The sequence below is a fragment of the Jannaschia sp. GRR-S6-38 genome (assembly GCF_029853695.1).
GTDB lineage: Bacteria > Pseudomonadota > Alphaproteobacteria > Rhodobacterales > Rhodobacteraceae > Jannaschia > Jannaschia ovalis.
In genome coordinates, this window is record NZ_CP122537.1 from 3,085,686 (window position 1) to 3,099,277 (window position 13,592).

9 protein-coding genes and 1 tRNA gene are annotated in these 13,592 nt (G+C 68.9%); 4 read left to right on the forward strand and 6 right to left on the reverse strand.

Annotated elements, in window-relative coordinates:
- Nucleotides 1-3: 3 nt before the first annotated feature.
- The 4 genes from trmFO to gyrA form a co-directional block, all read right to left on the reverse strand.
- Nucleotides 4-1,353: a methylenetetrahydrofolate--tRNA-(uracil(54)-C(5))-methyltransferase (FADH(2)-oxidizing) TrmFO gene (gene trmFO, locus P8627_RS15920; RefSeq protein ID WP_279965234.1), complete on the reverse strand. Its 1,350-nt coding sequence runs from the start codon at nt 1,351-1,353 to the stop codon at nt 4-6.
- 45 nt (nt 1,354-1,398) lie between these two features.
- Entirely contained in the window at nt 1,399-2,232 is an 834-nt protein-coding gene (locus tag P8627_RS15925) for a LysR family transcriptional regulator (protein ID WP_279965235.1), read from the reverse strand.
- A 57-nt stretch (nt 2,233-2,289) separates the two neighbouring features.
- Nucleotides 2,290-3,126, reverse strand: coding sequence for a LysR family transcriptional regulator (locus P8627_RS15930; RefSeq protein ID WP_279965236.1), 837 nt, complete (start codon nt 3,124-3,126; stop codon nt 2,290-2,292).
- 79 nt (nt 3,127-3,205) lie between these two features.
- Nucleotides 3,206-5,965 carry a DNA gyrase subunit A gene (gene gyrA, locus P8627_RS15935; protein ID WP_279965237.1) on the reverse strand — a complete coding sequence of 920 codons (2,760 nt, stop codon included), beginning with the start codon at nt 5,963-5,965 and terminating at the stop codon, nt 3,206-3,208.
- A 195-nt stretch (nt 5,966-6,160) separates the two neighbouring features.
- On the opposite strand from gyrA, the gene P8627_RS15940 reads away from it, so the two are divergent.
- Nucleotides 6,161-6,427: an usg protein gene (locus tag P8627_RS15940; RefSeq protein WP_279965238.1), complete on the forward strand. Its 267-nt coding sequence runs from the start codon at nt 6,161-6,163 to the stop codon at nt 6,425-6,427.
- A 37-nt stretch (nt 6,428-6,464) separates the two neighbouring features.
- Here P8627_RS15940 and P8627_RS15945 read toward each other — a convergent pair whose 3' ends face one another.
- Together P8627_RS15945 and P8627_RS15950 are read right to left on the reverse strand one after the other, a co-directional pair.
- Entirely contained in the window at nt 6,465-6,947 is a 483-nt protein-coding gene (locus P8627_RS15945) for a disulfide bond formation protein B (protein WP_279965239.1), read from the reverse strand.
- A complete protein-coding gene (locus P8627_RS15950; protein ID WP_279965240.1) occupies nt 6,944-7,522 on the reverse strand; it encodes a YqaA family protein in 579 nt (192 codons plus the stop codon). The genes P8627_RS15945 and P8627_RS15950 overlap by 4 nt, the downstream gene beginning before the upstream one ends.
- 70 nt (nt 7,523-7,592) lie before the next feature.
- Between P8627_RS15950 and ypfJ the strand changes: the two genes are divergently transcribed.
- The 3 genes from ypfJ (at nt 7,593) to P8627_RS15965 (ending at nt 13,565) form a co-directional block, all read left to right on the forward strand.
- Nucleotides 7,593-8,450, forward strand: a complete 858-nt coding sequence (gene ypfJ / locus P8627_RS15955) for a KPN_02809 family neutral zinc metallopeptidase (RefSeq protein ID WP_279965241.1) — start codon at nt 7,593-7,595, stop codon at nt 8,448-8,450.
- A 46-nt stretch (nt 8,451-8,496) separates the two neighbouring features.
- A tRNA-Leu gene (locus P8627_RS15960) sits at nt 8,497-8,581 on the forward strand.
- A gap of 781 nt (nt 8,582-9,362) precedes the next feature.
- Entirely contained in the window at nt 9,363-13,565 is a 4,203-nt protein-coding gene (locus P8627_RS15965; protein ID WP_279965242.1) for a Hint domain-containing protein, read from the forward strand.
- Nucleotides 13,566-13,592 lie beyond the last annotated feature (27 nt).

A 13,592-nucleotide genomic window follows, 5' to 3' on the forward strand; every position in this document is an offset into this window, starting at 1 on the left:
GCCTCACTCCGCCGCTTCGCGCAAGCCCAGCCAGCCCGTCCAGTCGGCCTTGGCCCGGTCGGTATAAAGCTTGTAGCGCGCCGCCCGGTTGCGCCGGCCGCCACGCGCGTCGACCGGTGGGAACAGCCCGAAATTGACGTTCATCGGCTGGAAGGTCTTGGCCTCCGCGCCGCCGGTGATGTGGGTGACCAGCGCGCCCATCGCGGTCGTCTGCGGCACTGGGGGCAGGGCGTGGCCCCGCATCTCGGCCGCGGCCATCCGGCCGGCCAGCAGGCCCATCGCGGCCGACTCGACATAGCCCTCGACCCCGGTGATCTGGCCCGCGAAGCGGATATGCGGCTTCGAGCGCAGCCGCATCTGCGCGTCCAGCAGCGTGGGCGAGTTGATGAAGGTGTTGCGGTGGATCCCGCCCAACCGCGCGAAACTGGCATCCTGCAACCCGGGAATCATCGCGAAAACAGACTTCTGCGCGCCGTACGTCATCTTGGTCTGGAAGCCCACGATGTTGTAGAGCGTGCCCAGCGCGTTGTCGCGGCGCAGCTGCACCACGGCATAGGCCTTCTCGGTCGGATTGTGCGGGTTGGTCAGGCCCACCGGCTTCATCGGCCCGAAGCGCAGCGTCTCGCGCCCGCGCTCGGCCATGACCTCGATGGGCAGGCAGCCGTCGAAATAGCCGGCGGTCTCGCCCGGCTTGAACTCGGTTTTGTCGGCGGCGAGCAGCGCGTCGATGAAGGCCTCGTATTCGGCCTTCGTCATCGGGCAATTGATATAGGCGGTGCGCTCGTCTTCCGTCTCGCCCTTGTCGTAGCGCGACTGGCGCCAGGCCACCGACATGTCGATCGTGTCGGCATGCACGATGGGGGCGATGGCGTCGAAGAAGGCCAAGCTGTCCTGCCCGGCCTCGGCGGCGATGGCCTGCGCCAGGCCCGAGCCCGTCAGCGGCCCGGTCGCGATGATCCAGTGGCCCGCATCGGGCAGGGCGGTGACCTCTTCGCCCACCACCTCGATCAGGGGATGGGCCCGCAGCCGCGCGGTGACGGCCTCGGCGAAGGGGTCGCGATCGACGGCCAGCGCCCCGCCCGCGGGCAGGCGGTGGGCATCGGCCATCTCCATGATCAGCCCGCCCGCGGCGCGCATTTCCCAATGCAAAAGGCCCACGGCGTTCTGCTCGTCATCGTCGGAGCGGAAGGAGTTCGAGCAGACCATCTCGGCCAGCGACCCGGTGCGATGCGCGAAGGTCCCGACCTTCGGGCGCATTTCGTGGATGGTGACGGGCACGCCCGCCTGCGCCGCCTGCCACGCGGCCTCGGACCCGGCCATGCCGCCGCCCACGATGTGCAATCTGTCTGTCATGGTGGCCTCAATACGCCCTTCGCGCAGGTGACGAAAGGGCTGGGCTCAGGACGCTTCGGCGCTTTCGCAGAACCAGTCGACCAGCGCGCGCAGCGTCGCGTCGCCATGCCGCGTCTCGTGATAGGCGATCCACAGCTCGCCCGGGATCGCGTTGTCCGGCAGGTCGGCGCGGACGAGGCCGTGCTCCGGAAGCACCATGAAATCGGGCAGCATCCCGGGCATGCCCGTGGCCCGCACCATGTCGAGGACCATCGGCATCTCCTCGACCCGGTAATTCGGGTCGGAATTGGCGTCGCGATACACGTCACGGAGCATGTCGGCATCTGGGTAGCGATGCGACAGGCCGATCCAGTCGCCGTTGAGCCTGTGATCCTTGCCATGGAAGACGCAGAGCGCGTAGTCGCGGAACTTCCGCGCCTTCAGGCGGCCGCCCTCGGGCCGGCCCACGCGGATCTGGATGTCGGCCTCGCCCAGGCCCTGGGCGAAGACCTTCTCGGTGAGGGTCAGGCGCACGTTGGGCAGCCGCGATGACAGCTCGGCCGTGTGCGGCATCACGTAGTGGAAATGCACCGCGGGCGGGGCCGCGACCTCCATCAGGACCGGTTCGGACGCGGTCTCGGTCGCAAGCGCCGGCAGCTCGCCGCGCAGCCGGTGGTCGATGCCCTCCGCGATCTCGGCCAGCCGTTTCGCCGCGGCGGTGGCCACGAAGGCGCTGCCGCGCTTCTCGAAGAGCGGCAGGCCGATCTCCTGGCTGATCCGGTCGATCCGCCGCGACACGGTGGCGACATTGGTGTCGAGAAAGCGCGCCGCCGCAGACATTGTGCCGTGGCGGGTCATCGCCAGCACGAAGCGCAGGTCGTCCCAATTGTCCAAGGCCATCGCCGGCTCCCGTTCTGTTGCGCCCCCGCGGGGCGCGGCGTCATCCTTCGCGGCGCGTCACGCGGCCGCGGCGGCGGGTTCGCAGAACCAGTCCACCACCGAGCGCAGCAGCGGGTCGCCATGGCGCGTCTCGTGATAGGCGATCCACAGCTCGAACACCCGCAGGTTGTCGGGCAGCTCTGCGGCCACCAGCCCGTCGCCCGGCTCGATCAGGAAACCCGGCAGGAACCCCGCGAGCCCCGTCTCCTGCACCATCCGGTGGACGAGGCGCAGATCCTCGACGCGCAGGCGCGGCTCCGCGCGGGCCTCGGGATAGATGCTGCGCAGGATGTCGCTGCCGGGATAGCGGTGGGTCAGGGTCACCCAGTCGCCGTTCAGCGGCCGGTCCTTGCGATGATAGACGCGGAAGGGCACGTCGCGGAACTTGCGCGCGCGCAGGCGCCCGCCTTCGGGCCGGCCCAGCCGGATCTGCAGATCGGCCTCGCCCAGGCCTTGCGCGAAAGCCTTGTCCGTCAGGGTCAGTGACACCGAGGGCAGCGTGGCCATGAGGTCGCCGATGCGCGGCAGGATGTAATGGGTGTGGACCGCGGGCGGCGCCGCGATCTCGAGGGTCACCGGCGCGGCCGTCGCGCCGCTATGCAGCTGCGCCAGTTCGGCGCGCAGGCGCTGGTCGATCGCCTCGGCCAGATCGGCCAGCCGGCGCGCCGCGGGGGTCCCCACGAGGCTCTTGCCGCGCTTCTCGAAGAGCGGACGGCCCAGTTCTTGCGTGATCCGGTCGATCCGCCGCGAGACGGTCGCGACGTTGGTCGTCAGGAACCGCGCGGCCGCGGACATCGTGCCGTGCCGCTGCACGGCGAGCACGTATTTCAGATCGTCCCAATTCTCGATCGTCATGTCCGGCGACTCCGCAAGGACGCAAAATCGGATCCGTAAGCGCACACGCGCCATTGCAAAGGCGCAAACCGGCCTCAGGTCAACCCGCTGCGTCTTCCGAAGGCTCTGATTCCGCGCCCTGATCCGCGATCCGTGCGACGGAGACCACACGCTCGCCCTTCCGCGTGTTGAAGACCTTCACCCCACCTGCGGAGCGCGAGCGGAAGCTGATTCCGTCGACCGGCGTTCGGATCGAATGGCCGGTCGAGGTGGCCAGCATCAGTTGGTCGTCGGGTTCGACCGGGAAGGCCGCGACGATGGGCCCGCCGCGCGCCGCCTTGTCCTGCGCGTTCACGCCCATACCGCCGCGCCCGCGGACCGGGTAGTCATGCGACGAGCTGAGCTTGCCGGTCCCGGCTTCGGTCAGCGTGACGATCAGGTCCTCGGCCGCCGACATCTCGGCATAGCGCTCCTGCGGCAGAGCGGCGTTGGCGTCGCCCTCCTCGTCGCTCTCCATCTCGGCGTCGTCGGCGAGGCCCGCCATGGCGCGGCGCATCTTCAGATAGGCCGCGCGCTCGTCGGAGGTCGCCTCGAAATGGCGGATCACGGCCATCGAAACCACGGCGTCGTCCTTGCCCAGCCGGATGCCGCGCACGCCAACCGACGCGCGCGAGTTGAAGACCCGCACAGCGGTCGCCGGGAAGCGGATCGCGCGGCCCGAACGGGTAACCAGCATCACGTCGTCGTCATTCGACGCGATCCGCGCGTTGATCAGGGTCCAGCCCTCGCTCTCGCCCTCGAACTTCATGGCGATCTTGCCGTTGCGCATGACATTGGCGAAATCCGACAGCGCGTTGCGCCGGACGGTTCCGTGATCGGTGGCGAAGACGACCTGCAGCTCGTCCCAGTGATCCTCGTCGCGGTCGATGGGCAGGATCGCGGCGATCCCGGTGCCCGGCTGGATCGGCAGCAGGTTCACCAGCGCCTTGCCCTTCGCCGTGCGCCCGCCCTGCGGCAGGCGCCAGGTCTTGAGCTTGTACACCATGCCGTCGGTCGTGAAGAACAGAAGGGGCGTGTGCGTGTTGGCCACGAAGAGGGTCGTGACAACATCCTCTTCCTTGGTGGCCATCCCCGCGGTCCCCTTGCCGCCGCGCTTCTGAGCGCGGAAATCGGCCAGGGGGGTGCGCTTGGCATAGCCCGATTGGGTGATCGTCACGACCATGTCCTCGCGCTCGATCAGGTCCTCGTCTTCCATATCGCCGGACCAGTCGGTGATCTCGGTGCGGCGATCCACGGCGAATTGCTCGCGCACCTCGCGCAGCTCGTCCGAGATGATCGCCAGGATCCGCGCGCGGCTTCCCAGGATGTCGAGGTAGTCCTTGATCTTCTCGGCCAGCGACTGGAGCTCGTCGGTGACCTCCTTCACGCCGATCTGCGTCAGGCGCTGCAGCCGCAGCTCGAGGATCGCACGGGCCTGCCGCTCGGACAGGTTGTAGGTGCCGTCATCGTTGATCGTGTGGGTCGGGTCGTCGATCAGGCGGATGTAATCGGCGATGTCCTGCGCGGGCCAGCGCCGCTCCATCAGCTTGGCGCGGGCGTCGGCGGCGTCCTCGGAGGCGCGGATCGTCGCCACGACCTCGTCCACGTTGCTCACCGCGACGGCCAGGCCGCAGAGCACGTGGCTGCGGTCGCGCGCCTCGCGCAGCAGGAAGGCCGTGCGCCGGGCAACGACATCCTCGCGGAAGGACAGGAACGCGGTGAGGAAGCCGCGCAGGGTCAGCTGCTCGGGCCGGCCGCCGTTCAGCGCCAGCATGTTGCAGGCGAACGAGGTCTGCATCGGCGTGAAGCGGAAGAGCTGGTTCAGGACGACCTCGGCCGTCGCGTCGCGCTTCAGCTCGATCACCACACGGACGCCGACGCGGTCGGATTCGTCCTGCACGTGGCTGATGCCCTCGATCCGCTTTTCCTTGGCGGCCTCGGCGATGCGCTCGACCATGGTGGCCTTGTTGACCTGGTAGGGGATCTCGTCGACCACGATGGCGTAGCGGTCCTTGCGGATCTCCTCGACCCGGGTCTTGGCGCGCAGGATCACGCTGCCGCGACCCTCAAGATACGCCTTCCGGATGCCCGAGCGGCCGAGGATCAGACCGCCGGTCGGGAAGTCGGGCCCGGGCACGTAGTCGATCAGGTCCTCCGACGACAGGTCGGGGTTCTCGATCAGCGCGAGGCAGGCGTCGATCACCTCGCCCAGGTTGTGCGGCGGGATGTTGGTGGCCATGCCGACGGCGATGCCGCCCGCGCCGTTGACCAGCATGTTGGGGAAGCGGGCGGGCAGGACGGTGGGCTCGCGGTCCTTGCCGTCGTAATTGGGCGCGAAATCGACCGTGTCCTTGTCGATATCGGCCAAGAGCGCGCCGGCGGGCTTGTCCATCCGCACTTCGGTGTAGCGCATGGCGGCCGCGTTATCGCCGTCCATCGAGCCGAAATTGCCCTGCCCGTCGAGCAGCGGCAGCGACATCGAGAAATCCTGCGCCATCCGCACCAGCGCTTCGTAAATCGCCGAGTCGCCATGCGGGTGGTACTTGCCCATCACGTCGCCGACCGGCCGGGCCGATTTGCGATAGGGCTTGTCATGCGTGTTCCCGGTCTCGCTCATCGCGTAGAGGATGCGGCGGTGCACGGGCTTCAGCCCGTCGCGCAGATCCGGGATGGCCCGGCTGACGATCACCGACATCGCGTAATCGATGAAGGAGGTCCGCATCTCGTCGACGATCGAGATCTTCGGCCCGTCATGGGCCATCGGCTCGCGGTGGACGGGCTGATCGTCGTCGTTCTCGGGGGTCTCTGGCGTATCGCTCATCGCGGTCTCCGCCCGGCGTTCCGGGTTCTATATGTAGTCAGCCGCGCTTCTATCACCCCCTCGATATGGGCTCAACGCCGTGTTGCCAAAAGGCATGGCAGCCGGCCTTCACGGTGGCCAACGATTTGTTTTCGTTGCGTGACCCGCGATCCGTGGCACAATTTCCGCCAGGGGGGACGTGTGAAAGGGGTCAGAATGGGTAACGAAACCGAGCTGATGCTGAAGGGATACGGGCTGACGGTGGCCGAGATGTTCTACCACATGCCCGACCATCCGCATGTCCTGAACACCTTCATCTGGCAGGATTACGACCTCGCCCCGGACCATCCAAGGCTGTTCAAGTTCATCGAGTTCTGGGGCGAGGAGATCGAGGGGCCGCTGCACTCGGTCCGCTTCAGCCACCGCAAGATGATCTCGCCCGGCGAATGGCGCAACGTGGTGGGCGAGTTCAAGCTGCACTGAGCCGGCCAGCGCCGCGCAATTAACACAAACGTAACGACTAATTGCCAGTTGGCAATCGCTCCGCCGCGGGGGCGCGCAGCGCGGCCAGAAGCCAGATCCCGGCCAGACCCGCCGACAGCACGGCGTTCCAGCCCGCCATGGTCAGGCCCAGTTGCCAGACAATGTCGTCGCACAAAACCAGCGCCTCGGGAATGTCGGTCGCCAGGAGATCGCCGCCGGTCATGCCGCCCAGATCGCCCGTCCCGGTGCAGGAGGAGGGGCCCTCCCACCAGCCCTGCTCGACCCCCGCATGGAAAGCGCCGAGCCCCGAGGTCGTCGCCGCCGCCAGCGCGCCCAGCCCCGCCATCGCCCGCGGCGCCAGCCCGCCCAGCGCCATCACGCCGAAGACGATCGCCGCGGCATGCGGCCAGCGCTGCCAAAGGCACATCGCGCAGGGCGCGTAGCCCGCGAGCTGGAACAGGAAGGCCCCGCCCAGAAGTCCGATATGGCCCATCGTGGCCAGCGCGATCAGTCGGGTCATAGGTACCTCAGCGCGACGAAGCCGCCCAGAAGCGCGGCAAGGGCTAGGCTGAACATAAGCCCGAGACGGCGTTCGATGAAGTCCCGCATCGGCGGGCCGAATTTCCACAGAAGCCCCGCGACGATGAAGAAGCGCAGCCCCCGCGCCACGATGGAGGAGACCACGAAGACCGGGAGCGACAGCCCGGTCGTGCCCGACAGGATGGTGATGACCTTGAAGGGGAAGGGCGTGATCCCGGCGATCAGCACGGCCCAGGCGCCCCAGGCGTTGTAGCGGTCGCGGAAGCCGTCGAAGCTGTCGGCCTTGCCCAGCGCCGTCAGGATCGGCTCGCCCAGCGCCTCCCAGGCGAAATAGCCGATGCCGTAGCCCAGCAGCGCACCCGCCACGCTGGAGACCGTGCAGACCAGCGCGATCCAGAAGGCGCGCTGCGGCGCGGCCAGCACCATCGGGATCAGCAACACATCGGGCGGGATCGGGAAGACCGAGGATTCGATGAAGCTGATCGCGGCCAGCACCCAGATCGCGTGGCGATGCCCCGCCCAGTGCAGGGTCCAGTCATAGAGGCGGCGCAACATGGATTGCGTTTTCCTTGGAACCCCGGCCGGGTCAAGCCAGATTGGGACAGATCAACCGGAGGGCGCGGCCATGCGCTGGAAAGGCCGGCGCGGCAGCGCCAATATCGAGGACCGCCGCGGACGGCGCGGGGCGGGGACCACGGGCCGCGTCGGCGGCGCGGGCGCGCTTGGCCTGCTCGCGGTGCTGCTGATCGGCTGGGTCTTCGGCGTCGACGTCTCGCCGCTCCTGTCGGGCGGCGGGGGCGGCGGGGCGGTCGAGTCGCGCCCGCTGTCCGAGGCCGAGCGCGCGGAGGGCGAGTTCGTCTCGGTCGTCCTGGCCGATACCGAAGAGATCTGGACAGAGATCTTCCGCCGCCAGCTGGGCGAGCGCTACGACCCGGCCACGCTCGTGCTGTTTTCCGGCGTGACCTCCAGCCCCTGCGGCGGAGCGTCCGGCGCGACGGGGCCCTTCTACTGCCCGGCCGACCGGAAGGCCTATCTCGACACGGCCTACTTCACGACGCTGGCCCAGCGGTTCGGCGCCACGGGCGATTTCGCCGCCGCCTATGTGGTCGCCCACGAGATCGCCCATCACATCCAGAACGAGCTGGGCATCCTCGGCCAAGCCAACGCGCTCCGCGCGCAATCGGGCCAGGTGCAGGCCAACGCCATCTCGGTCCGCATCGAGCTGCAGGCCGATTGCTACGCCGGGATCTGGGCGCGCGCGGCGCAGGCGCGCTTCGGCACGCTGGAGCCGGGCGACATCGCCGAGGCGGTGAATGCCGCGCGCGAGATCGGCGACGACCGCCTGGAGGGCGCCGCGGGCCGCCCGCCGCGGCCGCACACCTACACGCACGGCACCAGCGAACAGCGCGCGCGCTGGTTCATGCGCGGGCTGAGATCGGGCGATCTGCGCGACTGCGACACATTCTCGGCGACCCGGCTCTAGCGGCCCGATTGACGGCGGCGGGGCAGGGGGCTAGGCCGCTGGGGCTGCCCGTGTGGCGGAATTGGTAGACGCAGCGGATTCAAAATCCGCCGCCGCGAGGCTTGCCGGTTCGAGTCCGGCCACGGGTACCATCCGGCAGCATCGACGCGCGATCGGAGACGATCGCACCCCGTCCGCGGGATCGTTCGCCGCGGCGTCCCAATGACCCGCCCCGCCATCGTTCGGCCTTGCGAAACACAGCATCCTTACCCGTCGCAATCCGGCCACAGTATCTTTGCCGATTTCGAAACGATCGAAACAAGCGACGCCGCGCCCCGGGGGGAGGGGCGCGGCGCCGAAAGTGCATCCATGCACGACCCGGATGTGGTTTGCATTGGGGGGCAGCCGTTTCCGAATCGTCAACAGAATGCGGCTGAAATGTGGCACGAGTCACGGTAAATGCGGCGCGAGCGGCGCCCGGCGCCCCGTCGCGACCGTTTTTCCGCCGCAATTCCGTTTGCCCGTCGGCGGGAATTCGCTAGTGTCCGGCTACACCCGACTGGGGGGTGATGTCTGCTGGCCACGGGGGCGGCCGCACGAAGAAAGCGTCCGGGGGGATGCCGAACATGCGCGACTGCGCGGGTCCGTCACGGGCCTGTCGCGGGCCGTCCGACCGGACGGGTTTCACGCGCATGGCATGCCCCAGGCCGCCGACCGACTGCGCCCGCCGATCCCAGAACCTTCAGCCATCGCTCCACGATCGGGCCCCTGACCGGGACCTGACGGAGGAATCATCCCTGTGGATGACCGACAGCCCCGGTCCAACCGCCCGCGCCCCAGGCGCGGCGGCCGTGGGGCCCGGCCCGGAACGGATCGAGGGCCCGTTCGCCGCGCGGCCCGAATGTTACGGCGCGGCATGAGGAGAGATTGGTGATGACCGAGAAGACCCTTATCGATTTCAACGATCTCCCCGCCGGAACGGTGATCGACGGCCAATACAGCGCCCAGGGCGTAACGATCAGCAGCCTCGACCCGCACCGCCCCGCGATGATCTTCGACACCGCCCATCCGACGGGCGGCGACAGCGACCTCGCCAGCTCGAATCTCGGCGGCGTCCTGATCGCCTCCGAGGATGGCGACAGCACCGATCCCGACGACAACGCGGGCGGGGCGCAGTTCAAATTCGCCTTCGACGCCCCCGCGACGGTGCATTCGCTGACCTTCCTCGACATCGAGGAGGGCGCGTCGGTGAAGCTCTACGACGCGCATGGCAACCTTATCGACACGTTCCACGCGCAGACCGCCGATAACGGGCAGACCGTCCTGCACATGAATGTCGACGAGGTCGCCTTCATGGTCGTCGAGCTCTGCGGCTCGGGCGCGGTAGACAACCTTTCCTTCACCGCCCCAGCGGCGGGCGGCGACGGCATCGTCGACGGCACCGACCAGGACGACGTGATCGACCTCGCCTATATCGATGCGCAGGGCGACCGGATCGATGCGAACGACGCGCAGGGCGTGATGGGGACCGTGGGCGACGACGACCTCGTCTATGCCGGGGCCGGCGACGATATCGTCAAGTCCGCGGCCGGCGACGACATCGTCTTCGGCGGGGACGGCGCGGACACGATCACGGGCGGCGACGGGGCCGACACGATCGATGCCGGCAATGACGACGACCTGATCCTCGGCGCGACGCATGGCGACCATATCGACGGCGGCTCGCGCCTGTCGGGCGGGTCGGGCTCGGGCAGCGGCTCGGGCTCGGGCGCGGCCTCCGACTTCGACACGCTCGACCTGACCGGCCTGCGGGTCGAGATCGAATACGCACCGGACACGGAGGACGAGGACGGTACGATCTTCTTCCTCGACGAATCCGGCATCCGCACCGGGAAGACGGCCACATTCGAGGATATCGAGAAGATCGTCTTCGACCCTTTCGTCCCGCCGCAGCCCGACGGCATCGTCGAGGGCACCGAGGGCGCGGACGTGATCGATGCCGCCTATGACGGCGATCCGAACGGCGATTTCGTCGATGCGGGCGACGCGCTGCTGCCCGGCGAGGTCGGCGACGACGACATCATCCTGGCCAAGGGCGGCGACGATTCGGTCCTTGCGGGCGCGGGCGACGACCTCGTCTCGGCCGGCGCGGGCGACGATACGGTCGATGCCGGGGCCGGGGCCGACGAGGTGCTGGGCGAGGCCGGCGCGGACGAGATCGCGGGCGGCACGGGCGACGATACGCTGTCGGGCGGCGCGGGCGACGACACCGTCGCGGGCGGCGATGGCGACGATCTGATCTATGGCGACACGGGCGGCGAACGCGGCGCCCCGATCTGCGGCCCGCGCGAGAGCTTCAACTGGGCGCAGGTCCCGGGCTACGGCGACGGCGTCGCGGTCGAGACGGCCGCGCAGAACACCGGCACCGTCGAGGTCAGCTTCACCACGACCCGCGAGACGGGCGATGTCGTGAACGCGTTCGAGGCCTCGGCCCAGAACGTCACGGGGATCCAGTCGGGGCCCGAGGCCGTCGATGCCGACGCGTCCTTCGAATCGGTGCTGTCCAGCCCGGAGGAGGCGGGCGCCTACCGCGTCGCCTTCTCGCAGCCGGTCTGCGACGTGTCCTTCAACATCAACGATGTGGACGGCGACGGCGTCGTCACCGTCCGCGCCTATGACGAGTTCGGCCAGGAGCTTCCCGTCACGCTGGAGGGCGGCAGCGGCGTCAGCGTCACCGGCAGCACGATCGACAGCAAGGGCGGCTACGCGCCCGACAGCTCCGACGCCTATTCGACCACGGTCGCGATCGCAGGCCCGGTCGCGCGGATCGAGATCACGCATGACCAGGACGGCGCGAACGACTCGGGCATCAACATCACCGATATCTTCTTCTCGCCCGTCATCGGCTACGAGCCTGATCCGGCCGGGTCGGGCGCGGACAGCCTGCTGGGCGGCGCGGGCCTCGACACGATCTTCGGCGAGGCGGGGGACGACACGCTGGATGGTGGGGCCGGGGCCGACGAGATGTCGGGCGGCGACGACCGCGACAGCTTCATCAACGTCACGCCCGGCGACGTGATCGACGGCGGCGAGGGCGGCGACGATTTCGACACGCTCGACCTAACCGGCGCCAATGCGACGTTCGAGCTAGACGCGCCCGGCGCGGAAAGCGGGACGGTCATCTTCCTGGGCGATGACGGCACGCCCACGGGCGAGACCGCACGCTTCGTCAATATCGAGACGGTGATCGGCGGCGTCGATCCGCGCGACGGCATCGTCGAGGGCACCGAAGGCGGCGATCTGATCGACGCCGCCTATGACGGCGATCCGAACGGCGATTTCGTCGATGCGGGCGACGCGCTCCTGCCCGGCGAGGTGGGCGACGACGACATCATCCTGGCCAAGGGCGGCGACGATACCGTCCTCGCGGGCGCGGGCGATGACGAGGTCGATGCGGGCGAGGGCGACGACTCGGTCTTGGGCGGTGCGGGCGACGACTCGCTTCTGGGCGGGGGCGGCAACGACACGCTGGAGGGCGAGGCCGGCGACGACACGCTGCGCGGCGGCGCGGGCGACGATTCGCTGCTGGGCGGCGCGGGCGACGACCTGATCACCGGCAAGGACGGGAAAGACACGCTTGACGGGGGCGATGGCGACGACACGCTGCTGTCGGGCTTCGGCGACGATTCGATCATCGGCGGGGCCGGCAACGATTTCATCACCGGCAATGGCGGCAACGACACGATCGATGCCGGGATCACCGGCCGGCCCGACCTGGGCTATCCGGGCCTCTTCGCGGGCGATGATGACCCCGATGACGACCGCGATTACGTCGAGGCCCGGGGCGGCAGCGATTTCATCACGACGGGCGACGACGACGATACGATCAACGGCGGCTCGGGCCGCGACACGATCGACGCGGGCTTCGACCGCGACCTCGTCTTCGGCGATGACGGCAATGACAGCATCATCGGCGGCGAGGGGTCGGACACGATCTTCGGCGGGTCGGGGAACGACACGATCTACGGCGGTCTGGGGGGCGATCCCGCGCTCGATCCGCTGAATATCCCCGACGATATCGACCTCGTGCCCGACAATGGCCGCGACGTGATCGATGGCGGGGTCGGCAACGACCTGATCTTCGGGCAGGACGACGACGATTCGATCCTGGGCGGCGAGGGCGACGACACGATCGACGGCGGCATCGACGAGGACACGATCGACGGCGGCGCGGGCGATGACAGCCTGCTGGGCGGGGCGGGGGCCGACTCGATCCTCGGCGGCGCGGGGATGGACACGATCGTCTCGGGCGCGGGCGCCGACGAAGCCTTCGGCGGCGACGACCAGGACCTGTTTCTGGGCGCAAGCGCCGGCGATTTCATCGACGGCGGCGAGGGCGGCGTGGACCAGGACACGCTGGACCTCACCGGCATCGATGCCGAGATCGAGAAGGATGCCGACAATGCCGAGAACGGCGTCGTCTTCTTCCTCGACGGGGACGGCAACCGCACGGGCGAGACGGCCCGCTTCGAGAATATCGAGACCGTCATCCCCTGCTTCACGCCCGGCACGCTGATCGCGACGCCGCGCGGCGAGGTGCCGGTGGAGGCGCTGGAGCCGGGCGACCGCGTCATCACCCGCGACAACGGGATCCAAGTGGTCCGCTGGACGGGCCGCCGCGACCTGACGCGCGCCGAGATGGCCGCGAACGGCGCGCTGCGCGCCGTTCGGATCGCCGCCGGCGCGCTGGGCCACGGCCTGCCCGAGCGCGACATGACGGTCTCGCCGCAGCACCGGGTGCTGATCGCTAATGACGAGACGATGCTCTATTTCGACGAGCGCGAGGTCCTGGTGGCGGCCAAGCATCTCGTCGGCCGGCCCGGCATCACGCGGGCCGAGGCCGAGGACATTAGCTACATCCACGTGATGTTCGACAATCACGAGGTGATCCTGTCGAACGGCGCCTGGACCGAGAGCTTCCAGCCCGGCGATCACAGCCTCAAGGGGCTGGGCGCCGCGCAGCGCGAGGAGATCTTCGCGATCTTCCCCGACCTGCGCGACGCGGAAGGGCGCGCGGCCTATGCCGCCGCGCGGCGGATGCTGAAACGCAGGGAGGCCGAGCTCCTGCGCGGCTGACGCGCAAGGAGCCGTAAGGGGGCGGCC

Coding starts and splice junctions, on each gene's coding strand:
- gyrA (WP_279965237.1), bottom strand. CDS start 5,965: ATGAGCGATACGCCAGAGACCCCCGAGAACGACGACGATCAGCCCGTC.
- ypfJ (WP_279965241.1), top strand. CDS start 7,593: ATGCGCTGGAAAGGCCGGCGCGGCAGCGCCAATATCGAGGACCGCCGC.
- P8627_RS15930 (WP_279965236.1), bottom strand. CDS start 3,126: ATGACGATCGAGAATTGGGACGATCTGAAATACGTGCTCGCCGTGCAG.
- trmFO (WP_279965234.1), bottom strand. CDS start 1,353: ATGACAGACAGATTGCACATCGTGGGCGGCGGCATGGCCGGGTCCGAG.
- P8627_RS15950 (WP_279965240.1), bottom strand. CDS start 7,522: ATGTTGCGCCGCCTCTATGACTGGACCCTGCACTGGGCGGGGCATCGC.
- P8627_RS15925 (WP_279965235.1), bottom strand. CDS start 2,232: ATGGCCTTGGACAATTGGGACGACCTGCGCTTCGTGCTGGCGATGACC.
- P8627_RS15965 (WP_279965242.1), top strand. CDS start 9,363: ATGACCGAGAAGACCCTTATCGATTTCAACGATCTCCCCGCCGGAACG.
- P8627_RS15940 (WP_279965238.1), top strand. CDS start 6,161: ATGGGTAACGAAACCGAGCTGATGCTGAAGGGATACGGGCTGACGGTG.
- P8627_RS15945 (WP_279965239.1), bottom strand. CDS start 6,947: ATGACCCGACTGATCGCGCTGGCCACGATGGGCCATATCGGACTTCTG.